At 32.6% G+C, this 25,625-nt stretch carries 26 protein-coding genes; 14 read left to right on the top strand and 12 right to left on the bottom strand.

Annotated features, from left to right (window positions below):
• Window positions 1-58 precede the first annotated feature (58 nt).
• Genes ACKTTV_RS21865 through ACKTTV_RS21850 form a run of 4 tightly spaced genes read right to left on the bottom strand, consistent with a single transcriptional unit; the run spans window position 59 to window position 3,135 of the window.
• Complete coding sequence (locus tag ACKTTV_RS21865; protein ID WP_408033004.1) at window positions 59-1,306, bottom strand: competence/damage-inducible protein A; 1,248 nt, start codon at window positions 1,304-1,306, stop codon at window positions 59-61.
• A gap of 4 nt (window positions 1,307-1,310) precedes the next feature.
• Window positions 1,311-1,634 (bottom strand): hypothetical protein, encoded by a 324-nt coding sequence (locus ACKTTV_RS21860; RefSeq protein WP_408033003.1) that lies wholly within the window; start codon window positions 1,632-1,634, stop codon window positions 1,311-1,313.
• Between the two features lie 3 nt (window positions 1,635-1,637).
• On the bottom strand, window positions 1,638-2,246 hold the full coding sequence (locus ACKTTV_RS21855; protein WP_408033002.1) for a fumarylacetoacetate hydrolase family protein: 609 nt from the start codon (window positions 2,244-2,246) through the stop codon (window positions 1,638-1,640).
• A 49-nt stretch (window positions 2,247-2,295) separates the two neighbouring features.
• Window positions 2,296-3,135 (bottom strand): 1,4-dihydroxy-2-naphthoyl-CoA synthase, encoded by an 840-nt coding sequence (locus ACKTTV_RS21850; RefSeq protein ID WP_408033001.1) that lies wholly within the window; start codon window positions 3,133-3,135, stop codon window positions 2,296-2,298.
• An 89-nt stretch (window positions 3,136-3,224) separates the two neighbouring features.
• Between ACKTTV_RS21850 and ACKTTV_RS21845 the strand changes: the two genes are divergently transcribed.
• Window positions 3,225-4,487: an alpha/beta hydrolase gene (locus tag ACKTTV_RS21845; RefSeq protein WP_408033000.1), complete on the top strand. Its 1,263-nt coding sequence runs from the start codon at window positions 3,225-3,227 to the stop codon at window positions 4,485-4,487.
• Window positions 4,488-4,730: 243 nt separating this feature from the next.
• On the top strand, window positions 4,731-7,331 hold the full coding sequence (locus ACKTTV_RS21840) for a zinc-dependent metalloprotease (RefSeq protein WP_408032999.1): 2,601 nt from the start codon (window positions 4,731-4,733) through the stop codon (window positions 7,329-7,331).
• A 75-nt stretch (window positions 7,332-7,406) separates the two neighbouring features.
• On the opposite strand, the gene ACKTTV_RS21835 is transcribed toward ACKTTV_RS21840, so the two are convergent.
• From ACKTTV_RS21835 to ACKTTV_RS21820, 4 genes are all read right to left on the bottom strand, one after another.
• Window positions 7,407-7,820 carry a S1 RNA-binding domain-containing protein gene (locus tag ACKTTV_RS21835; RefSeq protein WP_408032998.1) on the bottom strand — a complete coding sequence of 138 codons (414 nt, stop codon included), beginning with the start codon at window positions 7,818-7,820 and terminating at the stop codon, window positions 7,407-7,409.
• The gene (gene menD / locus ACKTTV_RS21830; RefSeq protein ID WP_408032997.1) at window positions 7,820-9,478 is read right to left on the bottom strand and encodes a 2-succinyl-5-enolpyruvyl-6-hydroxy-3-cyclohexene-1-carboxylic-acid synthase; all 1,659 of its coding nucleotides are present in this window, start codon (window positions 9,476-9,478) and stop codon (window positions 7,820-7,822) included. Before menD ends, ACKTTV_RS21835 begins: the two co-directional genes overlap by 1 nt.
• Before the next feature lie 115 nt (window positions 9,479-9,593).
• Window positions 9,594-10,247, bottom strand: a complete 654-nt coding sequence (fsa, locus tag ACKTTV_RS21825) for a fructose-6-phosphate aldolase (protein WP_408032996.1) — start codon at window positions 10,245-10,247, stop codon at window positions 9,594-9,596.
• 60 nt (window positions 10,248-10,307) lie between these two features.
• Window positions 10,308-11,108, bottom strand: a complete 801-nt coding sequence (locus ACKTTV_RS21820; RefSeq protein ID WP_408032995.1) for an SDR family oxidoreductase — start codon at window positions 11,106-11,108, stop codon at window positions 10,308-10,310.
• A 222-nt stretch (window positions 11,109-11,330) separates the two neighbouring features.
• Here ACKTTV_RS21820 and ACKTTV_RS21815 point away from each other — a divergent pair, with 222 nt between their 5' ends.
• The 7 genes from ACKTTV_RS21815 (at window position 11,331) to ACKTTV_RS21785 (ending at window position 18,523) form a co-directional block, all read left to right on the top strand.
• Complete coding sequence (locus tag ACKTTV_RS21815) at window positions 11,331-12,941, top strand: M1 family metallopeptidase (protein ID WP_408033199.1); 1,611 nt, start codon at window positions 11,331-11,333, stop codon at window positions 12,939-12,941.
• A 17-nt stretch (window positions 12,942-12,958) separates the two neighbouring features.
• Window positions 12,959-14,350: a Gfo/Idh/MocA family protein gene (locus ACKTTV_RS21810; protein WP_408032994.1), complete on the top strand. Its 1,392-nt coding sequence runs from the start codon at window positions 12,959-12,961 to the stop codon at window positions 14,348-14,350.
• A 12-nt stretch (window positions 14,351-14,362) separates the two neighbouring features.
• Window positions 14,363-15,271 (top strand): nucleotidyltransferase family protein, encoded by a 909-nt coding sequence (locus ACKTTV_RS21805; RefSeq protein WP_408032993.1) that lies wholly within the window; start codon window positions 14,363-14,365, stop codon window positions 15,269-15,271.
• Window positions 15,272-15,372: 101 nt separating this feature from the next.
• Window positions 15,373-16,443, top strand: coding sequence for a phosphotransferase enzyme family protein (locus ACKTTV_RS21800; protein WP_408032992.1), 1,071 nt, complete (start codon window positions 15,373-15,375; stop codon window positions 16,441-16,443).
• Window positions 16,444-16,484: 41 nt separating this feature from the next.
• The gene (locus ACKTTV_RS21795; protein ID WP_408032991.1) at window positions 16,485-17,054 is read left to right on the top strand and encodes a hypothetical protein; all 570 of its coding nucleotides are present in this window, start codon (window positions 16,485-16,487) and stop codon (window positions 17,052-17,054) included.
• Between the two features lie 63 nt (window positions 17,055-17,117).
• Window positions 17,118-17,951 carry a bifunctional helix-turn-helix domain-containing protein/methylated-DNA--[protein]-cysteine S-methyltransferase gene (locus ACKTTV_RS21790; protein WP_408032990.1) on the top strand — a complete coding sequence of 278 codons (834 nt, stop codon included), beginning with the start codon at window positions 17,118-17,120 and terminating at the stop codon, window positions 17,949-17,951.
• 74 nt (window positions 17,952-18,025) lie between these two features.
• Entirely contained in the window at window positions 18,026-18,523 is a 498-nt protein-coding gene (locus tag ACKTTV_RS21785; protein ID WP_408032989.1) for a DUF1203 domain-containing protein, read from the top strand.
• A gap of 123 nt (window positions 18,524-18,646) precedes the next feature.
• On the opposite strand, the gene ACKTTV_RS21780 is transcribed toward ACKTTV_RS21785, so the two are convergent.
• Window positions 18,647-19,633 (bottom strand): alpha/beta fold hydrolase, encoded by a 987-nt coding sequence (locus tag ACKTTV_RS21780; RefSeq protein ID WP_408032988.1) that lies wholly within the window; start codon window positions 19,631-19,633, stop codon window positions 18,647-18,649.
• Between the two features lie 206 nt (window positions 19,634-19,839).
• Here ACKTTV_RS21780 and ACKTTV_RS21775 point away from each other — a divergent pair, with 206 nt between their 5' ends.
• The 4 genes from ACKTTV_RS21775 (at window position 19,840) to ACKTTV_RS21760 (ending at window position 22,600) form a co-directional block, all read left to right on the top strand.
• On the top strand, window positions 19,840-20,802 hold the full coding sequence (locus tag ACKTTV_RS21775) for an alpha/beta fold hydrolase (protein WP_408032987.1): 963 nt from the start codon (window positions 19,840-19,842) through the stop codon (window positions 20,800-20,802).
• A gap of 169 nt (window positions 20,803-20,971) precedes the next feature.
• Window positions 20,972-21,556, top strand: a complete 585-nt coding sequence (locus ACKTTV_RS21770; RefSeq protein WP_408032986.1) for a hypothetical protein — start codon at window positions 20,972-20,974, stop codon at window positions 21,554-21,556.
• Window positions 21,549-22,157 (top strand): hypothetical protein, encoded by a 609-nt coding sequence (locus tag ACKTTV_RS21765; RefSeq protein WP_408032985.1) that lies wholly within the window; start codon window positions 21,549-21,551, stop codon window positions 22,155-22,157. The genes ACKTTV_RS21770 and ACKTTV_RS21765 overlap by 8 nt, the downstream gene beginning before the upstream one ends.
• Entirely contained in the window at window positions 22,103-22,600 is a 498-nt protein-coding gene (locus ACKTTV_RS21760; RefSeq protein ID WP_408032984.1) for an SMI1/KNR4 family protein, read from the top strand. The genes ACKTTV_RS21765 and ACKTTV_RS21760 overlap by 55 nt, the downstream gene beginning before the upstream one ends.
• A gap of 82 nt (window positions 22,601-22,682) precedes the next feature.
• On the opposite strand, the gene ACKTTV_RS21755 is transcribed toward ACKTTV_RS21760, so the two are convergent.
• The 3 genes from ACKTTV_RS21755 to ACKTTV_RS21745 are packed head-to-tail and all read right to left on the bottom strand — an operon-like array spanning window position 22,683 to window position 25,013.
• Window positions 22,683-23,765, bottom strand: a complete 1,083-nt coding sequence (locus tag ACKTTV_RS21755; RefSeq protein WP_408032983.1) for a bestrophin family protein — start codon at window positions 23,763-23,765, stop codon at window positions 22,683-22,685.
• Window positions 23,766-23,769: 4 nt separating this feature from the next.
• Window positions 23,770-24,417 (bottom strand): peroxiredoxin-like family protein, encoded by a 648-nt coding sequence (locus ACKTTV_RS21750; RefSeq protein ID WP_408032982.1) that lies wholly within the window; start codon window positions 24,415-24,417, stop codon window positions 23,770-23,772.
• A gap of 2 nt (window positions 24,418-24,419) precedes the next feature.
• The gene (locus tag ACKTTV_RS21745; protein ID WP_408032981.1) at window positions 24,420-25,013 is read right to left on the bottom strand and encodes an NAD(P)H-dependent oxidoreductase; all 594 of its coding nucleotides are present in this window, start codon (window positions 25,011-25,013) and stop codon (window positions 24,420-24,422) included.
• A gap of 186 nt (window positions 25,014-25,199) precedes the next feature.
• Between ACKTTV_RS21745 and ACKTTV_RS21740 the strand changes: the two genes are divergently transcribed.
• The gene (locus ACKTTV_RS21740) at window positions 25,200-25,559 is read left to right on the top strand and encodes a winged helix-turn-helix transcriptional regulator (RefSeq protein ID WP_408032980.1); all 360 of its coding nucleotides are present in this window, start codon (window positions 25,200-25,202) and stop codon (window positions 25,557-25,559) included.
• The last annotated feature ends 66 nt before the right edge of the window (window positions 25,560-25,625 follow it).

The raw sequence follows: 25,625 nt of genomic DNA, 5'->3' as shown, positions 1-25,625 counted from the left end.
TTTCTAAACGAGGTGCAAATATACGAATTTTTGACAGAATTAAACAAAATATTCTGTATTAATTTTTTAGAATATTTTTTTGTAAAAGTTCCAAAGCCTTTGCAACTGTCCTATTGATTACCTTTTCTCTAGGCTGACCAAAACTAAACCCCTGAACATCAACCTTATCATGATATGCTAATGCAATATACACGGTTCCTACACTTTTATCATTATTATCCTGGGTTGGTCCAGCATTTCCCGTAACCGCAATTGCATAATCCGTTTTTAAATTCTTTATTGCTCCTTGGGCCATTTCTTTAGCTACTTCTGTACTAACCACACTATGTTTATCGATTGTTTCCTTAGAAACGCCCAATAATTCTTGTTTTAACTCCGCTGTATAAGTTATAAAACTACCTTTATAATAAGATGAAGATCCTGGAATGGAAACCATCGTAGAAGCTATCTTTCCTCCTGTTAAGCTTTCAGCTGTACTAATAGTTTGTCCTTTACTTTTTAATAATTCTCCGACCTGTTTCTCAAGAGATGAATCATCATCTATTCCAACAATAATATCAGAAATTAGTTTTTGTAGTTGACTTATTTGATTTGCCAAAGCCTCTTCTACTTGAACTTTATTTGTTCCTTTTGCAGATAGTCTGAGTCGAACCCTTCCAAAAGAAGGCAAGTATGCCAGTTTAATAAAAGGAGGCAAATTATCTTCCCAGTTTTCAATTCTTGCAGCTATAACACTTTCACCTGTTCCATATGTCATTATAGTTTTGTGAATAATATGAGGAAGCTCAAACTTTTCTTGAAGTCTTGGTAAAACCTCATGTTCCATGAGACCTTTCATTTCATAAGGAACACCAGGCATAGATACAAAAATGGTATCATTTTGTTCGAACCACATTCCTGGAGCAGTTCCATAGCTATTCATTAATAGCCTTGCTTTAGACGGTAACTGAGCTTGATACCTTTGAACTTCATTAAAAGGATGATTTACTTTCTTAAATAACTGCTTTATATGATCAATTACTTCAGGATATTCAACAATCTCTGTATCATTAAAGTAATCGGCAATTGTTTTTTTCGTTATATCATCTTTGGTAGGCCCCAAACCTCCAGTTATGATAACAATATCTACTCTATTTTCAGCTTCCTTTAAAGCATCTAAAATATGATTCCTTTCATCTTGAATAGAAGATATCTGATGTACAGAAACTCCAATTTTGTTAAGTTCTTGACCAATCCATTGAGAATTTGTATCTACTATTTGACCGATTAGGATTTCATCTCCTATCGTAATAATTTCTGCTTTCATTAATCTATGAGTTTCCTATTTGGTCGATTAAGTTATCTTTATCTGGTTTTTCTTTTTCCCATTTTCTTTCTAAAAAAACATAGAATAAATAACAACTTAACAAACCAACAGGTATTGTTATTATTGTTAACACAAAATCGCTTGCGGTTTCCAAGAAATTCGATTCAAGAACTAATAGCACAGCTCCCAGTACTAATCCTAAGATAAAAGCCCCGACATAATAGCTCAACGCCCCTGCGATTGCATAGCCCCATTTACTTTTATTGTAACTATCTGCTAAGTCGTAAAACTTTTTACCAATAACAAGAATTAGTATTAATACGAACATTTTCTATTTTATTTTTATCTGAAAAGCTTCTTTGTTTTCAATAAGCCCTGTAAGAATATCATTTTCTTCAACTCTTCCAACTCCAGCAGGCGTTCCTGTAAAAATGACATCTCCTTTTTTCAAAGTAAAATACTGCGATACATACCCTATTAATTCATCTACCTTCCATAACATAGATTGGGTATTACCATCTTGCACTATAGTATCATTTTTTTTTAGCTGAAAAGAAGTATTGTCAATATCAAACTCTTCCTTCGGAAAGAATTGCCCAATAACAGCACTTCCATCGAAGGCTTTGGCTTTTTCCCAAGGCAACCCTTTTTCCTTACATTTCGCTTGAACATCACGAGCTGTAAAATCAATTCCTAATCCAACTTCATCATAGTATTTATGAGCAAACTTCGGAGAAATGTGCTTTCCTACTTTGTTAATTTTTACCAAAACCTCAACCTCATAATGAATATCATTAGAAAATGGTGGGATGAAAAAAGGCATTTTTTTTGGTAAAATAGCCGAATCAGGCTTTAAAAATATAACTGGATTCTCGGGCTTTTCATTGGCAAGCTCTTCAATATGCTTTCCATAATTTCGCCCAATACAAATTATTTTCACTATTTATTAATTGTAATTTTAAAACTAAAAACTTTTCGTTGATAACCTACTATGGAATCCATTTTTTCTCAAAGTTTGGCTTACGCTTCTCCAAAAATGCATCTCTTCCTTCTTTTGCCTCATCAGTCATATAAGCTAATCTCGTCGCCTCTCCAGCAAAAACCTGCTGACCAACCATTCCATCATCCGTTAAATTCATAGCAAACTTCAACATTTTTATTGATGTTGGAGATTTCGCCAATATTTCTTGAGCCCATTCATAAGCAGTAGCTTCTAATTCGTCATGAGGAATTACGGCGTTTACCATTCCCATTTCATACGCCTCTTGTGCTGAGTAATTTCTACCTAAAAAGAAAATTTCGCGCGCTTTCTTTTGCCCAACCATTTTAGCTAAATACGCAGAACCATATCCAGCATCAAATGAGGTAACATCCGCATCCGTTTGTTTGAAAATGGCATGCTCTTTACTAGCCAAAGTTAAATCACAAACAACGTGTAAACTATGTCCACCACCTACGGCCCATCCTGGCACAACACAAATTACAGCCTTAGGCATAAAACGAATTAAACGTTGAACCTCTAAAATATTTAATCTATGATAACCATCTTCGCCAACATAACCTTGATGCCCTCTTGCTTTTTGATCTCCTCCTGAGCAAAAGCTCCAAATTCCATCTTTAGTTGAAGGTCCTTCCGCAGAAAGCAACACAACTCCCACAGAAGTATCTTCGTGTGCATCTTTAAATGCATCTAGCAATTCACTTGTTGTTTTTGGCCTGAAAGCATTTCTTATATCTGGTCTATTAAATGCAATTCTTGCTACTCCATTAGATTTCTTATAAGTAATATCATCGTATTCCTTTGCAGTTTTCCACTCAGGTTGTATCATAATTTTAAACTATTGTCGTTATATAAGAAGCAAAAATAACACATTAACTTTATTTTCTTTTTATATTTGACAGTTATAAATTATTCCCTATGAGACATCTATCGTTTTTACTTGTATTTTGTTTATCAGTATCAGCTTTTTCTCAAAAAATTATCACAAAATCAATTGATTCCAAAGAGTTAAAGAAACAAAGAAATATTAAGGTTTATCTTCCTAAAAATTATGATAAAGATTTAACGGCGAACTATCCTGTTGCTATTGTCTTAGGAGATGAATACTTATTTGATTTATATGTTGGAAGCGCAAAACTTTTTGCTAATGCTGATAAAGCTCCAAGACAAATTGTTGTGGGAATTGATATGAAATCTACTTATGCAAAAGATATTTCGATCGTTCCAGCTACAAACCTTCTAACCACTAACGGAATACACTTTTACAATTTTATTAAACATGAGTTAATCCCTTACTTGGAAGGAAGTTTTAAAACTTCTCCGTTTATGACTATTGTTGGCGAAGGTAAAGGAGCCAATTTTGTGACACACTTTTTAAAGGAGCCTGAACCAATTTTTAATGCATATATATGTGCTACTCCTGAATTTGCAAATTACTCTCCTGAAATTATAAAATCGTATTCACTTAAAAGATTAGAAACCATAGACAACACCTATTTTATTTATGGGAGTAACGCAAAAGGACAAACTACTGATGAGTTATTTGGTAGATTTAGTGAAATAGGAACTTATTTAACCTCTTTTGAAGCAAAAAACTTGAACTTTACTTTTGATAAGTTTGAAAATTCACCTGGCTTCTTATCAACTATTGCTGAAACAATACCAAGAGCTATGACTAAAATCTTCGCTCTATATTCGAAAATTTCTAAGTCTGAATTTGAAAAGAGTATAAAAGATTTAGAACCTTTAGAAGCCATAAAGTATGTTGAAAATAAATACTTAGACATCCAATATTTATATGGTTCAAATCTAAATGTTCGTTTAGATGACATTTATGCTATCGAAGGAATTGTTATTGACAAACAAGATGGAGACTACCTTAGAGTTCTTGGTGACTTTGTTGCTATTAAATATCCTGATCTTCATTTAGGGGATTATTATGTTGGAAAATACTATGAACTAGGTAAAGATTATGAAAAAGCTGATTTTTACTACAAAGCGGCTTATGGTAAAATGAACCTCTCTGACCCTAACACCAATGCTTTTTATGAAAACATTAAACGTGTAAATGACTTATTAGAGAAGCAAAAATCAGAAGAAGGTACTCCAATTGAAGATGAAGAAGAACAAGAAGAAGAACAAGAGGATGAAAATGATGATAACGAAAATGAAGACAATTAATTTTCTAACTTTATTACATTATAATTAATAAGAAACCTCTTGATTAACTTCAGGAGGTTTTTTAGTTTTATTCTGCTATTTCGTATGGAAAACTAGCCTCTTATGAGTTGTTAGAACTTCATATAACTTCAATTTTCGCTCTTCTCATGATACTCTTATTTAAGTCTATTTTATAAAAACATTAACATTTTTGGACACTGTAAATGGTAAATTCGTGGTTTACAAACCCAAATACAACTAAATATGCACAAAAAACAACTAAGCCTTAGGCTACTAGTGTCAATGTTTTTGATGGCTTCTTTTTTGGGTGTTCAAGATATGAATGCGCAAAGAAGAAAGAAAAAAAAGGACAAAAACAAAACAGAAACTCCAGAAAAAAAGAAAAAGAAAGAAAAAACCATTGCTGAACTTACTAAAAGTAGTCAAAAAATAGATGGTCTTTTCACTATCTATCAAGATACCGTTACGGGTAACATCAAGTTACTTATAAAAAAAGAACAACTAAATAAAGATTTTATCTATTTTTCCCAAATAGCCGATGGTGTTTCCGAAGTAAGGGCTTTTAGAGGAGCATACAGAGGTTCTAGTATTTTCAACATAAAGAAATACTTCAACAAGATAGAATTTGTTGCTCCTAATACCTCATTTTACTTCGATAAAAACAACGCCATTTCTAAATCTTCAAAAGCAAATATTAGCGATGCCCTAGTGTCTAGTTCTAAGATAGTAGCTTCTGATGAAAAAAAAGGAGAATATTTAATCGAAGCAAATGACCTGTTTTTATCAGAAGTATTAACAAGAATTAAACCTCCACGCTTTCCTGGAAGTTCTCCTTTTGCATTTAAACTTGGTAATTTTGACAAGAAGAAATCGAAAATAAACGAGATTAAAAATTATCCTGAAAACACCAACATAAAAACAGAGTATGTTTACAATAATCCTTCTGTTTTAAACGGAGGATCTCAGGCAATAAAAGATGGTAGATTTATTTCTATTAAGGTTTTTCACACCTTCATGAATATGCCTGAAAACAACTATGAAGTAAGAATGGATGACCCTCGAGTTGGTTACTTTTTAACTTCTACCAATGACATGACCTCTACAAAGGCTGTGAATTATAGAGATTTTATTAATAGATGGAGACTTGTTAAAAAGAACCCAGAATTAGCAATCTCTGAACCAGTAAAACCTATTACATGGTGGATTGAGAACTCAACCCCAGTTGAGTTTATTCAAACAATTAAAGAGGGAGTTTTGGCTTGGAATGAAGCTTTTGAAAAAGCTGGATTTAAAAATGCCATGGAAGTTAAAGTTCAACCAAATGATGCAGACTGGGATGCCGGAGATGTTCGTTACAATGTGTTGCGTTGGACTTCTTCTCCTAATCCTCCTTTTGGTGGTTACGGACCAAGTTTTGTAAACCCTAGAACAGGTGAAATTTTAGGTGCAGACATTATGTTAGAATACGTTCATTTTACAAATAGAGTTAAATATGACAAAATTTTTGGTGAGCTATCAAAGGCTTCAACAGAAGAAGAAGCTCATAACATATTTACCCACAAAGACAATCACATGTTTTGTTCAGCAGGGCATTTGATGCATGAAAATACAATGTTTGGAAAAACTGTATTAGCTGCTTCTGGCGCTTCTGACTTGGAAATGGAGGGAATGAAAAGAGAGGCTATGAAAGCACTTATTATGCACGAGGTAGGACATACTTTAGGTTTAAATCACAATATGAAGGCGAGTCAGTTATTTTCTCCTGAGCAATTAGCCAATGCTGATTTTATTGAAGGAAAATGCTTAACTGGTTCAGTTATGGACTACGCCGCTATTAACTTAACGTTAGACAGATCAAAACAAGGTCAATTCTATGATACAGCTGTTGGTCCTTATGATGTTTGGGCAATTCAATATGGTTATACTCCTTTTAATAACGATTCAGAAAGAAAAGCTCTTTTAGCGCAATCGACGAAACCAGAATTAATTTTTGGTAATGATGCAGATGATATGCGAGCGCCTGGAAAAGCTATTGATCCGAGAGTAATGATTGGTGATTTATCAAATGATCAAATTACTTACTCTATCGATAGGATAAAATTGGCCAATAATATTATGAAAGATATTAAGTCTCGTTTTTCTAATGAAGGAGAAACTTACGAAGAGCTTAGAAACGCTTATTTTATTTTGAGTGGTCAAGCCGCTACAGCTGGAGGAGTTATTTCTCGATTTATAGGTGGTGTTTATGTAGATAGATCTGTAATTGGTCAAGAAGGAGGAACTCAACCTTATACGCCTGTTAGTTTAGAAGACCAAAAAAGAGCTATGAATGCTTTAAAAACTTATGTTTTTGCTCCAAACGCCTTCAAGGCTCCTGCTGATTTATACAACTATTTGGCAAGACAAAGACGTGGGTACAACTTTTTTGGTGGCCCAGAGGACCCTAAAATTCACGCACAGGTTTTAAGATATCAAAAGAACGTGTTAAACCATATTTTACACAGAAATACCTTACAAAGAATTACCGATTCTGAATTATATGGAAATGAGTATACTTTATCAGCTTTTATGACAGATTTAAACAATGCTATTTTTAAAGCTGACTTATATAAAAACGTAAACTCTTTCCGTCAGAATTTACAAACAGAGTATACAAAAATGCTTTTAAACATGGTTGTTGGTAAGAAAAGTAAAGGATATACAAACGCTGCAAAAGCGATGGCTTTGTATAACTTAAATAAAATCAAATCTTGGGTAAGCAACGGAACTGGTAATATTTCGACAAAAGCACATAAAAACCAGCTAAAACTTTTAATAAATAATTCTTTAAAAGAAGTAAAATAACATCTAAAAAGGAGTTACGAAAAAGCCTCTATCAAAAATGATAGAGGCTTTTTTATTTTTTTCATTAAAATTAAACTAGTGTTTCAGTTCAATTCTATCTTCTTTTAATTCTATTAATTGTTGCTTGTATAAACTACCTACTGCTCGTTTAAAAGCTTTTTTACTCATTTGTAAATGGAACTTTATAGATTCAGGAGAACTCTTATCGGTAAGCAGTAAACTTCCTTTTTCTTTAATCTTATTATAAACTTTCTCTACGTCTTTATCAATAACGTTTTTAAATCCCTGAGGCTGCAAAGACATGTCAATTCTTTCATCTTCTCTAATTTTTTTAATGTACCCTTGGACTTTCATTCCCTCCTCTAGTTCAGTGAATACTTCATTTTTATAAAGTAATCCTTCATATTCCTCATTGATTAATACAGTGAAGCCCAAATGCGACTGTAAACCTATAATCAAATCTACCTTATCTCCTACTTTTAAATCCATTATAAATTTTTAAAATATTCCTTTAAAATTACGTCATTTATATCAGAAGGCGTAAAAACCTCAAGAATTTTTGGTTTATCCGACTCTTTATAAAAGTCAATCAAATTTTCGTTTAACTCATTTATATTTCGTGCAGAACAATATTCAAAATTGTAGGTCTTTGCCAAATGTTCGGCAGTAAGACCATGAGGAGTTTCAAAGTATTTCAAAGCGTTTGTTGACTTTGGTCCTGGTATTATTTTAAAGATTCCTCCTCCTGAATTATTCAAAATAATTATTCTAAAACTTTTAGGAATATAGGAATTCCATAAAGCATTGCTATCGTAATAAAAACTAACATCCCCTGTTATGAAAACAGTTTGTTCTTCAACTTCAATAGAAGCTCCAATTGCCGTACTGGTACTTCCATCAATTCCACTAGTTCCTCTATTGCAAAAAACTTTAAGTGAAGGATTCAAGTCAAACAATTGAGTATACCTAATAACAGAGCTATTACTCACCTGTAACTGACAATTATCTGGCAAGGAAGCCAATATAGTTTCACATGCCTTAAGGTCTGAATATTCAACTTTTTCCAAAAACTGTTTATGGCTATTGTTTCTAGAGAGTTTAGCTTCTAACCATTCCTTTTGATAGCTACTTTTATTTTTTTCTTTGTTTACTCGTTTATAAAGTTCAGTTAAAAACTCTTCAGTACTTAAAGTTATATGGCCAGTCAAACAAAAAAACGTATTCATATCTTTAAGTTTATCTATATGCCAATGACCTTTTGGAGAGTACTTACGTAAAAACTGTTTAATTCTTTTTGACACCACCATTCCCCCGAACGTAATTAGTAAGTCCGGCTTAAATGCCTCAAAATCTTCTTCTGAAAACGAAGTGATTACTTTATCAATAGAGTTTATGATATTTGGGTGATGAATATTTGAAATAGTTTCCGTGAGAACAATCACCTTTTCATCATTGAAATAACCTTCTAAACAAGTGTTTATTTTTTCAGAAGGAAAATTCTCCCCAACTAAAATCATAACCTTCTTTGATGCATTCCAAATATTCACAGCAATATCGTACTGCCAATTTTGTATTTCTTCCTCATAGTTAAATTGAGGAAAATCGAATTCAGCAATTGACTCTACAGTTTCATATAATGGCTCATCAAACGGAACGTTAATATGTACAGGCCCTTTTTTTTCTATTGCTTTTTTTATTGCGCCACTAATTAATTGGATATTTTCACCAATCCTTTCCACATCTTCACTCAGATTCGCTGAGCACAAGATATGGTTATTAAACACATATTCTTGTCTAATTGTTTGTCCATCACCAATATCAATTAAGTGTTTAGGCCTATCTGCTGAAATAACTAAAAGAGGTATTTTACTATAGAATGCCTCTGCGATTGCTGGATGATAATTAAGTAAGGCAGAACCTGACGTACACACCAAGGCAACCGGTTTTTTTGTCTGTTGAGCAATCCCCATAGCAAAAAAAGCAGCACAGCGTTCATCAACGATACTATAGGTTTTAATATTAGGATGATTTGAAAAACCAATGGTTAAAGGCGCATTTCTAGACCCCGGAGATATTACTACGGTATCTACGTTGTAGTGATTGCAGGCTGAAACTACGAGTTGTGCTAATTCTTTTTTGGGATACATTGTTTATTTGCAGGAAAAGGACATATTTATCAATCTATTTTTAGCCAGAAAAAGTCAGAAGTATCCAAGATAAACTTTTCAACTTACTGACTTTTTAATATGGTTATAAAGGAAATTAGTTTCCTTTTTTATAATCAGCTAAAAACTTTTCTAAACCGATATCCGTTAATGGGTGCTTTAATAATCCAGAAATAGCACTTAATGGTCCAGTCATAACATCAGCTCCAATTTTAGCACAATCAATTACGTGCATTGTGTGACGCACAGAAGCAGCTAAAATTTCTGTTTCGAACATATAGTTATCATAGATATGACGAATTTCAGAAATTAAATTTAATCCATCTGTCGAAATATCATCTAAACGCCCAATAAAAGGAGATACATAAGTTGCACCTGCTTTTGCAGCCAATAATGCCTGACCTGCAGAGAATACTAACGTTACATTTGTTTTAATTCCTTTATCTGAAAAGTATTTACAAGCTTTAATACCATCAGCAATCATAGGTAATTTAACAACAATCTGAGGGTTTAAAGCCGCTAAAGCTTCTCCTTCTTTCACCATTCCTTCAAAATCAGTTGAAATAACCTCAGCCGAAACATCACCTTCAACAACTTCACAAATTGCTTTATAGTGATTTAAAATATTCTCTTCTCCTGTGATTCCTTCCTTCGCCATTAATGATGGATTTGTAGTAACTCCATCTAAAATACCTAAAGCTTGTGCTTCTTTAATTTGATCAAGATTAGCCGTGTCAATAAAAAATTTCATGTGTTTTTATTTATAATGTTGTGTTCTGTTACAAAGTATTCTTTATAATCCGCTGCGAATTTACAACTTATAATGATTCATTAAGAGTTTTTCGTAAACTTTATCTGGTAAAATTCTCTTCAATACGATTGAGAACTTTTCCATAAATGCTCCTACTTTGTAATGTATTTTCGGTTTTTTATTTTCTATAATTTCTTGCACTTTTTTAGCCATTTGAATAGGGTCAGCGCCTGAATCAACATGGTTATCCATCAATGCTAAATTTTCAGCATATTTTTCCTTGTAAGCTGAATTATCAAAAACGGGTGTATGGTATCTTCCCGCGGCTATATTTGTTGCAAAATCTCCTGGAGCAACATTTACAACGTTAATTCCAAATGCTTTTACTTCCATACTCAGGCTTTCTGTGATTAACTCCAAAGCTCCTTTACTTGCCGAATAAATACCTCTAAAAGGTAATCCCATATACGCTGCTATTGAGGTGGTATTTATAACAAGCCCTTGTTTTTGCTCTCGCATGTATGGAAGTACTTCCTTAATAACATTGATAACACCAAAAAAATTAGTTTCAAAATTATCGCGCATTTCTTTAGTTGGAGTATCTTCAATTGGACCCGTTATTCCCTTTCCAGCATTGTTAATTAAAACATCAATCTTTCCTTCTTTCTTTATAACCTCTTCAATAGCTGTTTTTATAGTTTCTTCTTTTGTCACATCTAAAGCAACCATATGATAAGGAACATCAACCTTTTGTGGATTTCTACTTGTTCCATATACTTTGTAATTTTTACTATGTAAATAACTAGCAATAGATTTTCCTATTCCTGATGAAGCTCCTGTAATAAATACAACCTTTGACATTTTATTTAATTTTAAGCAAATATCTAAAAGATAAATTCAATACAAAAAACTTTAACCAGCAATATTCAATTAGAAAACAGCAATAAAATTGAGTGCAATTTTTGAAGAAATTTAAACCTTCATTTCCCGTTATACAATTACAATTAGTATTTAAAAACTTATATTAGCCTCCCGATACCTTTTGAAATTATGCTAAAAAAAATTATTACTACTTGTTTTTTAATGTTTGCGGGGCTTTCTTCTTTTTCGCAAACCTCACTTTTTGATCATACGAAAACGTTTACGCGACAGGACTCCTTAAGAGGAACCATAACTCCAGAAAGGTCTTGGTGGGACTTAACCTACTACCATTTAGACATTTCAGTAAACCCTGATAAAAAATTTATTTCAGGTAAAAACACCATTCAATATAAAGTATTAAAACCAGCGTCAAGACTTCAGATTGATTTGCAACCTCCTTTAAAAATTACCAAAGTAATGCAAAATGGAAAAGAGCTTAACGTACAATCAGAAACAAATGCTCATTTTATTGAATTACAGGAAAATCAGAAGATAGGATCTATAAACTCTGTAGATGTTTATTATGAAGGTAATCCGAAAGAAGCTATTAGGGCTCCATGGGATGGTGGCTTTTCATGGAAAAAAGATTCTAATGGAAAACACTTTGTGGCTACTTCTTGTCAAGGGTTAGGAGCCAGTGTTTGGTGGCCTAACAAAGATCATATGTACGATGAAGTTGATAGTATGGCCATTAGCGTTAGAGTTCCAAATCATTTAATGGATATTTCAAATGGTCGACTGCGAAAAGTTGAAAAGCATTCTGATAAAACTACTACCTATCATTGGTTTGTAAACAATCCTATTAACAACTACGGAGTAAACGTTAATATTGGTGACTATGTTCATTTTTCTGAAAAATATCAAGGTGAAGGTGGTGAATTAGATCTGGAGTATTATGTATTGAGAGATAACCTCGAAAAAGCCAAAGTACACTTCAAAGATGCCCCAAAAATGCTAAAGGCCTTTGAACATTGGTTTGGAAAATACCCTTTTTACGAAGATAGTTTTAAACTTGTAGAAGTTCCGTATTTGGGAATGGAGCACCAGAGTTCTGTTACTTATGGAAACAAATACAGAAAAGGTTATTTAGGTAATGATCTTTCTGGCACTGGTTGGGGATTAAAGTTTGATTTTATAATCATTCATGAAGCTGGACATGAATGGTTTGCCAATAATATCACAAATAAGGATATTGCAGATATGTGGATTCACGAGAGCTTTACGGCCTATTCTGAAAACTTATTTCTAGACTATTACTATGGTAAAAAAGCTTCTGCTGAATATGTTATAGGGACAAGAAGATCTATACAAAACGATATTCCAATCATAGGTCAATATGATGTAAATAGTGAAGGTTCTGGAGACATGTATTACAAAGGAGCGAATATGCTTCATGTCATTCGACAACTGATTGATAATGATGAAAAATGGCGTCAGATTTTAAGAGGCTTAAACAAAACATTTTACCATCAAACAGTTACTACAAAACAAATAGAAAATTACTTGATTCAAGAATCTGGAATTGATCTAACAAAGGTATTTGATCAATATTTAAGAACTATCAAAATACCTAACTTTGAGTATAAATTAAAGAAAGGTCAGTTAAAATACAGATGGACAAATGTGGTTGATAATTTTAATATGCCTTTAAAGATATATCTTGGAAAAGAAGCTAAGCTGATTAAACCAACCCAGAAGTGGCAAACTTTGAAAACAAACACTAATAGCATAACTGTTGACCCTAATTTTTATGTTAGCGTTAATAAGTTATAAATAACTACACCTATTTTATGAACAGAAAAAACTTTATACAGTCCTTACTTGGAGCTTCAGCGTTTATATCGCTTCCATTTTCTTCATATGCGAACGATCATGATGCCTTATCAGAAGCTATCAAGTCTACATCAAAAAACACCAAAGGAAACTTATTTGGTTTTAAAACTTCACCAATAAAAAAAGTGAAGGTTGGAATTATTGGTCTAGGAAATAGAGGTACAACCCTACTTCAAATGTTTGAATGGCTCGTAGCACAAGGACATTGTGAAATAGTTGGACTTTCAGATTTACAAGAAAAGAAAGTACAGAAAGCAGCAGAGCGCCTAAAGCAATGGCAAAGAAAGAAACCCAAACTTTATTTTGGAAATGATACGGAATGGAAAAAATTAGCCCAACGTGATGAGATTGATTTATTATTAATTGCTACTCCTTGGGAATATCATGCTCCAATGTGTATCTATGGTATGAACAATGGTAAGCACGTTGCTTGTGAAGTTCCATTAGCTTATACCTTAAGTGAATGTTGGGAACTTATTGAAACAGCAGAGAAAAATCAGAAGCACTGTATTATGATTGAAAACTGTTGTTACAATGAAGAAGAATTGTTTGTTCTAAACATGATTGAAAATGGTGTTTTTGGAGACATTACGCATACAGAAGGAGCCTATCTTCATGATTTAAGAGCACACATGCTAAGTAATGATTATTATGAAAACCAATGGAGATTAAAACATCATATTGAAAGAGATGGCAACTTTTATACAACACACGGTTTAGGTCCTATTAGTTTTTACTTAAACATTGGAAGAGGTGATACATTTGATCATTTAACTTCTATGAGTTCTAGAGAACTTAATTTAAGTGAAACAGCAAAAAGACTTGGATCTCCCTATACGGACTTTAAATGTGGTGATATGAATTCAACCATGATTAAAACTGCCAAAGGAAAATCCATACTGTTACAGTTTGATGTACATACTGGTCGACCATACTCAAGAATCAATAAAGTTGTTGGAACAAAAGCTACACATGATGGCTATCCAAGTAGGCTTTATATTGACAAAGAAGAATTGGCTTATTGGGGACACAGATGGCTTTCTGAAGATGATTACAAAACCTATCAAAGTAAATATACGCATCCAATTATCAAAAAACTGAAAACAATAAGCCAAGGTTTTAAACAAGGCCATGGTGGTATGGATTTTGTTATGATATACCGATTAATTAGATGTTTAAACTTAGGGTTACCTCTTGACATTAATGCTTACGATAGTGTTATGTGGAGTGCAATTACTCCTTTATCTGAAATTTCAGTAGCAAGTAAGAGTATGTCAATTCCTGTTCCTGATTTTACCAATGGACAATGGAAAAAGGAAAACCCTCTTGAAATTATGAGAGACTTTTAAATTGAAAAACAAATGGGATTAACACTTTTAGTAATGGCTGCTGGTATGGGTAGTCGCTTTGGAGGCTTAAAACAATTAAGCCCAATTAATGATTTTAATGAAACGATTATCGACTACTCTGTTTTTGATGCTAAAAGAGCGGGGTTTACTAAAGTTGTTTTCGTTATTCGTAAAGAATTCGAAGATGATTTTAAAAACTTAATTACCCATAAATATAGGAATCATATTGAGGTAGATTTTGTGTATCAAAACACAAAAGATCTACCTCAAGGATTTAATACGAACCCCGATAGAGAAAAACCATGGGGAACTGGTCATGCCATATGGTGTTGTAGAAATAGCATTACAGATAACTTTGCTGTTATTAATGCCGATGACTTCTATGGTAGTGAATCTTTTAAAGTTATTGCTGAGTATTTAAAAACTTTAAATACTTCTGATTTACAAGATCAAAGTATGGTAGGCTATAAACTGATTAACACCTTATCGGATAACGGAAGTGTTTCCAGAGGAATTTGTACTGTAAACTCAGACCATCAAGTTACATCAATCACAGAACGTACTCAAATTGAGAAAAAAGGAAGTACAATTGTTTTTACAGAAGATAACAAAGAAACCGTTTTAAGTGCTGAAGATATTGCCTCTATGAACATGTTCGGATTAACTCCTGCTACTTTTGAAGCTTTCGAAAATGACTTTAAATCTTTTCTTACTGAACGTGGTTCTGAATTAAAATCTGAGTTTTACCTTCCTACCGTTATCAATAATTTAATCGCGAGAAATCAAAGCGGAGTTACTGTATTACCAACAAATGCAAAATGGTTTGGTATGACTTATAAGGAAGACAAGACCATTGTAGAAAATAACATTAAACAATTAACCAAATCAGGAGAGTACCCTGAAAAATTATGGAATGATTAAATCCATAGTTAAGGAATTTATTATTTCAAAAGCACCAAACCTAAGTGTAGTATTGTTCTTGGTTTGGTAGTTTTAAGAGACTTTTTAATTAATATTTTTGAATGGCACTAGATACTACTATTATCGATTCTTTTGAAATAGAAGGAAGTTTTGTTTCTTCTGAAACCATTGTTTCTGGTTATATTAACACAACTTATAAAATAACTACAACAGATACCTCCTATATTCTTCAAAAGGTAAATCATTCTATATTTAAAAATGTAGGTGAACTCTCAAAAAATATTATTCGAATTACGGAACATATCGCTTCAAAAGTTAAAGACAGATTTATTTTAAAAGTGATACCTTCCAAAATAAATGAAGGGTTTCACAAAGATTCAGAAGGTAATTACTGGAGAATGTTTAATTATCTTGAAAACTCTGTCACTTTTGAAGTTTTAGAAAGTGAAAAACAAGCCAGAGCTTTGGGAAATGCGTTTGCTAATTATCAAAAGCTACTAATTGACCTGCCCGAACCAGGTTTGTTTGAGGTTTTGCCTGACTTTCACAATACGCCTCTAAGAATAGAGCATTTTAAAAAAGCCATTGAATTCAATTTTGAAAATAGAAAGGAACATGCAAGAGATGAAATTAACTATTTAATAGACCTTGCTTCTGAAATGGGAGAAGTGGTTTCACTTGGAAACCAAAAAAAAATACCCCTTAGAAGCATTCATCAAGATGCAAAACTTAGTAACATTCTTTTCAATAGTTCAAATGAACAATTCTGCATTATTGATCTTGACACTACCATGCCTGGGTACTTGTGTTACGATTTTGGTGATGCTGTGAGAACAGGAATGAACACTGCCAGCGAAGAAGAAAAGGATGTCTCGAAAGCCAGTTTAAATATGAATTTATTTAAAACTTTTGCTGAAGGTTATGCCGAAGCCTCAAAAGAGTTTATTACCCAAGAAGAAATAAAAACGCTTGTTTTGGGTGTTAAAACTATTACCTACGAACAAGCAATTCGTTTCTTGGCAGACTATTTAAACGGCGATATTTATTATCAAACCTCTTACGCAGAAAATAACTTAACAAGAACTAAAATTCAAATTGCTCTTTTGAAAGATATTATTAAAAACTATAATTTTATGTACGAATATATAACTCAACTATACAAAATGTCATAACGCTTCACTTCTTTCTAACTAATACTAACTAACTTTCAAACATGGGAAAAAAAGACGAATATCAAGAACGCCATCGATTTTGGACCGATAAAACCTTAACACAATATGGCTTTGCTAATAACTTTTTTCTTGTTGCTGCGATTGGAATTCTAGCCTTTGTTTTGAAAGAAATTGAAGCAGATTTACAAGTAACTTTTTCTTTAAAATATATCAACTGGAAAATCACACTTCTTCGATTTTCCGCTTTATCTGCCTTTATTTCTATTTGCTGTGGAACAATAACGGTTTTATCAAGATTATATGACCTCAGGCTTACGAGACATATAATTAATACACGTATTAAAGCTCTAGATAAAGGCATATCCCTGAATGATGATTATATTTCCATAAACAATGTTTTTCTACTTTCAATCTTAGTAGAAGTTATGATCTCTAAAAATTACTTTATTAAAAAAACTGAGATCGTGGATTCAGATATTCTGCATCCTAAATTTTTCAAACTAAGAAAAAAAGCACTTGTTCTAGGGAGGCTTTCTTGGAGGTATTTTAGCTATCAGATCATTATTTTAGTTTTATCAGTGATGCTGTTTATGCTTGGTTGGATGATTTAAAGTTTATGATAAAGAAGCAATTTTCGGATTGCTCCGAAACTATTTATTCATGAAATTTGTCTTATGGACACATCTAATCACCACTATCTTGTTGTCGAGAAAATAATAACGTATTTAAACGAAAATAAGGACCGTCACCCTTCTCTAGAAGAAATAAGTGATCATATTCATTTGAGCAAATTTCACTTGCAACGTGTTTTTAAAAATTGGGTTGGTGTAACCCCTAAAGATTTTCTGCAATATCTTACATTAGAGCATTCGAAAAGCTTATTAAGTTTAGGTAAAAGTACCCTCGAAACGTCCTATGAAGTTGGTCTTTCAGGAAATGGGAGGTTACACGATTTGTTTGTTAAATTTGAATCAGTATCACCTGGTGAATTTAAAAACAAAGGACGGGGAATTGTTATACGTTGGGAAATTATAGAATCTGTATTTGGGGAAACACTTATTGCAGAAACGGAAAAAGGAATTTGTAAAATTGCTTTTAAGGCAGGTGAAGAAAATCTATTTGATGCACTGACAAACGATTTCTCTGAAGCTACTTTCAATAAAGGATTAGGCGACTATGGCATATTACTCAAGACTTATTTAGAAACATGGGAAATACCAAAGAAAAAGATTCCATTGCATTTTAAAGGAACCCCCTTTCAAATACAGGTATGGAAGGCTTTATTACAGGTTCCTTCTGGACAATTGGTTTGCTATCAAGATATAGGTAATAAAATAAATAACCCAAAAGCCGTTAGAGCCATAGGAACAGCTATAGGGAAAAACCCAATCGCCTATTTAATTCCTTGCCATAGAGTTATTAAAAATAATGGAGTTTCCGGTGGTTATCGTTGGATCCCAGAAAGAAAGCAAATTATTAATGCTTTTGAAGCTTCGAAACTCAATTGATAAGCAAGTATCGGATTGCCTAACTTAAGACCTGCCCTTAGCTTTACCAAAACTTTTCAAATACACTAAAAGAAATGAACACTGAATTCAAAATAAAAGAAATCGCCATAGATAAAGTAGCCCACTTATTTGAACTAAACTCAAAGGAGCTTGAAAAAAGAGAAATTCATACAATAATAGCAGATTCAAATCCTGGTTTTCCATGCCGAGTTAGCCTCAAAGAAGCCAATATTGGCGAGAAAATATTTGCCTTCAACTACCAACACCACGATGTTCGTTCTCCTTATCGAGCCTCAGGACCTATTTTTGTAAGAGAGAATGCCATTTCTGCTAATCTCAATACCAATGAAATTCCTGAAATACTTGAACATCGGCTACTCTCGGTAATGGCATATGATCGGAAAGCAATGATGATTGATGCAAAAACAGTAAAAGGAGAGCATCTTAAACCAACAATTCATGAATTATTTAGTAATGGAGAAATCACGTATTTGCAAGTTCATAATTCCAGTCACGGATGCTATAATTGTCAAATAGATAGAGTGACTCCAACAGAAATGAATGATTTCTAATATTTTCAACCGAAGCTATCAACGAAAATTCATCTCGATGAGTCCCATTGTTTAAGTCTCAATTTGATCATACTAATTTTTGCTAAAAGAACTTTATTGAGCAGATGATATTTTCATCACTTACTATTTAATTGATTCTACCATCAATAATATTTCCTTATTGATTAAATCGGCATTTTCTTTTTGTGTAATTATAGAACCATGATTCCCATCCATCACAAATTGTTTACTATTTGTAGACAGTTCTTTTAATTCTTTTTGCATTTCAAACCACAGTTGAACTTGTTTATCTGGATCAATACCTTCGCGTCGATATTTTTCTTTTTGAAACTCTCTATATTGCTCTTTAGCTGTAAAAACCAAAACAGATAAGGAATCTAAACTACTTACTTGTCCTGAACGTAAAAGCAAAGCTTTATTAATAGTATTTTCTTTTAAATATCGATCGTAAACTTTTCCAGAATAGGAAGTAATTTCACGAGAACGAATATGACACTCTTTTGGTAGACCATCATTCCTAAACTTTGAACTAAATAACTTATTATAAAGTCCAATTATTCCCATATCAGCAAGAATCGACATTAATTTTATAGAGTTAACTTGATTTTCAGGAATCAACTCTTTTTGCACTAACCGTTCCCATTGCTCTGGATGACTTGAATCTAAAAAAACCATTCCTTTTACTTCATTAGGGTAAACATCTCTAAATATTCGATTATAGATTCCCCCCATTGAATGACCTACTAATATATAAGGCGGCTTTTCTCCATTTATTTCAAGTAACTCATGGAGTTGATGAGCGTACGATTCAGATGTAATGCTGTTTTCAACTGATTCGCTATACCACTTCCCTTCTCTATCATAACGCACTATTCGCATATCCTCCTTCAGTCCTTCTGCAATCCAATGCAACATATCGGTACTGCTATATGCTCCCGATTCAAGAATAAGAGTTGGCAAATTATTCTTTTCACCTTCTGCTCTTATATGAAGTTTTGTTCCATTAACATCGACTAACTTGCCTGGTGGAATTGGTTTTGAACTAAACAATCTATAGCATGCCCCTGCTGCTACCAATATTAGCATAATAGCTATTAAAAATTTACCCACTAGCTTGAGTATTTTTAACTTAATTTCATAGTAGTTTTCAAAAAATATTACAGACTTTATTCTTTCCAACAAATATAAGTTTAATCAAGTTCATACCTACAAATACTTCATGCTTTAACTTTTATAAATTACTATATTAAACCAGAAGTCAATACCCCTATAAACAGAATATTATGTATTTTGTAGTAATTTTTGATGTTTTATAAATGAAAACAAAAAAACACACCATTTTAAAAAAATCTGTGCTAATAATTGTAACCTTTTTAATTCTACTCTCATTATTAGGGCAAACAGATCTTGGAAACTTTTCTAGCCAAGATAATTCAGAGTTTAACTATGTAACCATTCAAAAGAACACCATTCGATACTTACAAAAAGGACAAGGAAAAGACATCTTACTAATCCACGGAAGTCCTGGCTCCATTGAAGATTGGAACAAAATTATAGACTCTTTAAGTGTTGATTATAGAGTTACCGCTTTTGATCGGCTAGGACATGGATATAGCTCAGACTACGAGTATTCTCATCATATTGAGGACAATGCGATTCTTACAAATCAAATCATTAAACAATTTAACTTAAAATCGCCTTTAATAGTTGGGCATTCTTATGGCGGGTCTACGGCTGCATTTATGGCGGTAAATGATAATAACTCCGATCAAAAATACATCATACTCGATTCTCCCCTTTATGAAATTAAAATGCAACCTATTTATATGACCACTACACTTCCTGTACTTGGTAAAGGGTTTTCTCTATTATTTTCATATACCATTTCAGATATGTTTATTGAAAATGGTCTAAATGACATTTTAGTTTCAATTGATACAAACCAAAGAAATACTATTATTAAACAACGACAGCATATTTGGTCACAACCCAAGGTTATTTTTAACAAGTCGATGGAAACAAAGAACTATAACAGTGATTTAAAGCAAATTTCTAATCGGTATCCTAATTTAAAAAGTCACTTCACTATTGTTACTACTAAGGATACCCTGAAGACATTTAGAAAAGACTGTGAAAAGTTTCATAAAGAAATTCCAAACAGTTCCCTTATATACCTAGAAAATACAGGTCATTATATTCAAATTGAAAGACCATGGGCTGTTTTAAATATCATCCGACAAAAGATGGAAGGTCAACCTTCGTCTTATAAAAAACAATAATCATTTTGTTTCATTTTGCAATTTTCGCAAATATTAAAACTTCCGTTTTTTTGTTTTATTCACTGAAAATCATAATTTTAGAATCGCTAAACAAACCAAACCCAGCCATTTACTTTTTCCACCCTTGAATAGACAGTAAAGCTGTTCATTTAATGAATACATCTATTTTATGGATATTAATAATGAAATTAATTCCTTCATTAAGGAGCAAATGGGATTGGAAGCTTACACTACTAAATGTACTTCCTTATTTGAGAAGTTTATAGATTCTTACCAAGAGAGTCAATCTATAAATTCAGTAAACAATGATTCGAAAGAAGTTGCTGGATGTATGGAAGTTATGGATGATTTACAAATGAGACTGAGTTTCGTATCATCCATGAAACACAATGTATCCACGCAATCTTTAACACCTGAAGACCGAAGTTTCTTTAACACCCCAAAGTTTCTTCCGTTTCAAAACCAAGTAAAAATAGGAATTCGGATCGCAAAGAAAATCGATGAGTTAAATGAAGCTTATCAGCAAATCACACATCATAAATCAAACAACTATTTTGATCTTACTTCAGAAGTAGAAGTTGTTTATGAAAAAAATGTGGAGAGCTGGCTTTCATCGTGTTGGCAACGTGCTAACAACGCTAAACAAGTGTCGTACCCTTTATATTATTACTACCATGACTCCATGGATAACTCTATTAATTTATTAGATGGTAAAAAGTATAATCTGGAAACACTAGCGAAGAAGTATGAATAATCAAATAGCCATAAAAAACAGTATCCTTTCAGAAATGAATCTGAATAACCACTCGGAAAAATGCATTAATTTATTCGTAAAATGTTTGGGTGGTCTTGAGAAAAAAGAGGAAATTTATAAATCGCATGGAAATATCCATGACGAAAAATTAGCACAACATATAAGTGATTTTACTAACCATTGCCGGGCTTTAAACATAATATACCGTCCGCATATCGGGTTTGGAGAAGAACTACTCAATAGTGAAGATGAGCAATTCTTTAATAAACCTTTGTTTCTACCTTTTCAAAAGCAGCAAGAAATTATTCACAAAGTAGCTTCGTATTATGAAATAAAAGAAGACTTATACTTTGAGAAGATTATTGCTCCAATGAATGATATTGTCGATGAATGGCTATCATCATGTTGGCAAAAGGCTAGTGACATTAAAAATTTTGACTCACCTATTCATCTTTCCATGAACCGACAAGAGCGGAGTTCTGTAAAAACATTGCTTGAAGGCAGTTATTATAATTTGGAATCATCAACTATTAACAGAATTAAATTATGGAAAATATTAACGACTTTTGGAAATATCCAGACAAGTACAACCCTAAATTAAGTAGCGAATTACTTACTAAATTTGAGGAGAAATTCACCTACAAACTACCAAAGAGATACCAAGAGTTATTGCAAATGTCTAACGGAGGAATTCCTGTAAAAGGAAATGTAAAAACTAATACACATACGAGTTGGGCTAAAGATCATGTAGCTATCCTTGATATTAAAGGAATAGAAACTAAAGATAATGGTGATATTAATCTAGATGCTTCAAATTATTGGTCAAAACAAGTTCTAGGTCATGAAGCCACTAAACTACTGCTTATATGCGATTGTCCCTCCCTAGGCAGCGATGTAGTAATGTTAGACTACAGAGGTTGCGATTCTGCGAATGATGAGCCCTGCATAGTTCACATGGACAGTCAATACAAAGCTCCGATAAAAATAGCTGATAATTTCGATGATTTCTTGAGTCGTTTATATCATGATTACGAAGAGGAGTAAGAAATTGGATAGCCGAAAAGTAAGGAGGTCCCCCCTTTCTTTTCGGCTATTTTTTTTATTTAAAAATTGCTTAGATTTTCGACTACATTTGAATCCCTTCTTGTTCTGCTATTGGTCCAGGGATATCTTCAGGATTATCACCAATCATTTGTCGAATATCTATTTCTATTCCGCGTGACATTGTAGTAATAGGTGTATCGTTTGCGATTCCTTCAAAAGGGTTTTCTGAAACTTCACCTATACGTTCCATAGTATGGAAAATCCATGATACAATAACACTAAAAGGGATTGACAACCAAACAAAACCATTTCCTATAACCTTAATAAAGCTCGAGGGTTCTTTATAATTTTTTAAAATTTCCATTCCAATTTCATCAAATACATTGATAATTCCGAAAGGCAATAACACTATAAATATCCAAACAAAAAATAAGTTTAGTGTTGCAAACTGTCTTGGATATGGAAAGTTTTTAATACGTTCTAATTTTCCTTGAAGTGTAAACAATTCAACAATTAAATTCTCTATTTCTAAAAATGAAAATTCCCAAATTAACTTTTTCTCTTTAAGTTCTCGCAGTTGTTTTGATTGTAAATTTAAACAAGCGGTTTGCTTATTTTTCGTACCCAAAACATATGCTTTTTCTTTTTCAGATAAATAACCTTCTAATTCTTCTTCCAAAGAAAATTTGCGCTCATTAATCTGAATTTTACTCATATATTCCCTGTCTGACTTATTCACATTTGACATTTCCCACGGTTTTGGAGCTCTTAAAGCATGACGCAAAGAAGTCATCCATGCTACATGTCGCAATACTAACTTTTTTCTAATTTTAAACAATTCCTCTTCTGATAATTTTTCTTTTGCGTGTTCATTAGAAATAAAATCATTGAACATAATCGTAATGGATCGTGAGGTATTCACAATACCTCCCCAAACTTTTCTTGCTTCCCACAACCTACCATAAGAGGCGTTGTTTTTAAAACTGACGATAAACGCCAAAGCGCTACCCACTAAAGCAATGGGTAACCAAGGTAAATGAATAAATTTCCAATCGAAAATTACATAAAGAGCCGTTGGAATAGTGGATATAATTATAAACTTATAAATGTTTCTTCTTGTCCATCCAAGCATTCCAATTACTGAATAGTTCCTTCTTGTATACATATATTTACGTTGTTTTTAATGCCTCAAATATGACTTCTGGATTTGGACGCTTGGTATAGTCTACTGAATACTCAGCATACGTAATGATTCCTTCTTGATTAATTACAAAACGTGCTGGTACAGGAAGTGTCCAAGTATCGTCCCCGTTGTAATCTACTAAATTTATTTTGAAATCATTTTTATACAATGATTTTAAAGGATTTACCATCGTCCATTTAAGTCCAAATTGCGAAGCCAGATTATTTCCTTCATCATTCAACACATCAAAACTGAGTCTTTGTTGCTCTACTATTTGCTTATTGAATTTTGTTGATTGGGGAGAAACTCCTAAAACCTTAATGTTTTCTTCTTCAAAATTTGATTTATAACGTTTCAAATTCGATAAGTCTAAATTACAATAGGGACACCATATTCCTCGATAAAAAGTTAACATGACATTTCCTTCTTTTAGCAAATCTTCGCTGGAAACGATCTCTTCATTTTGATTCTTTAAAGAAAATTTGGGAGCTTTATCTCCAACCTTCAAAATGTTTATTTCTATGCCTGAAGCTTTTAGATCAGCTGTTGCTTCGTGCATAATTTCTACAAACTCTTTAGGCAGCTTTCCTTCTATTTTTTCTTTTAATTTCTGTAAACTCTGTTCTAATGTCATACTTATACTTTTTCTATTAATTCTGTTTGCAAATGCTTTTCAAAACGCTGAAAATCATTTTCTATTTCAGGGTTTTTCATAACATCATAAGCAAAGAATGTTTTCAAAGGAGTTAGACCAAACCATTTAAAATTTAAATGCATTGGCAACAATAAATCATCTTCGTTAATACCATTGAAAAACTGCTCTTGAGGATCATTAAAAGCCTCTTTTGGAGCATTCGCTGTAACAGATATCATGTAATTCCCTTTTAAAAGACCACCTGTACCATAATTTTTCTTTGGAGCCTTTGAAGTTCTTCCATCTCCTTGTGATAATTTCCCCATCATGCCAGCCGTAAAAACCTCATCAATATATTTTTTGAAACTCCAAGTAACTCCCATCCAGTTTAACGGGGTTTGAAAAAATACCACATCCGCCCAAAGAAATTTTTCGACTTCTTCATCTATATTGTAATCTTCTCCAGTTATAGTAGTTTTAATTTGATACCCTGCATTGGTAAATGCTGTTGAAGCTTTTTCAACGAGTGAACCATTCAGTTTCCCCTCAGCAAACGGATAGTATTGGTGTCCGTTAATAATTAGTACTTTCTTCATCTGTTTGTTGTTCTTTTTTAACGTTTTAATGAAATTCCACTTCTTTAAACAAATATTTTAACAAGCTCATTCCCATCATTGTTAATCTATTTCTTAAATTTGTATCACAAAGAAACTAATAATAGTTTATTTTTTAAACTAATTGATTTACAATCATTAAAAATAGTGGTAACCAAAAGGTAACTTATGGGACGAAAAATTATTAACAACCCAAACTCTTGTTCATTAGTTCATGCAATGAATATTATTGGCGGGAAATGGAAACCGATTATTATTTACTTATTAGCCAATGGGAGTTTGCGCTTTGGTAAGTTACTACTCTTTATTCCTACCATATCAAAAAAAGTACTTACCGACCAGCTTAGAGAACTAGAAGAAGATGGTTTAATCATCAGAAAAAAGTTTGCTGAAATACCTCCCAGAGTTGAATATTCACTCTCGGAAAAAGGAGAAACTCTGTTGCCTGTTTTAAAAGCGTTGAGTAATTGGACCGTTGATTCTTATCAAGAAATTAACTTTGAAATGTGTAAAATTATTGAGATCTAATATCATTTCTGAACTTCCTGCATACGAATATCAATTCTACCTCTTCGAATAAAAGTCATTGATAAT

The organism is Tenacibaculum xiamenense, assembly GCF_964513065.1.
GTDB lineage: Bacteria > Bacteroidota > Bacteroidia > Flavobacteriales > Flavobacteriaceae > Polaribacter > Polaribacter xiamenense.
The sequence above is the reverse complement of the archived record's forward strand: the minus strand, read 5'-3'. Positions and strand labels throughout refer to the sequence as shown.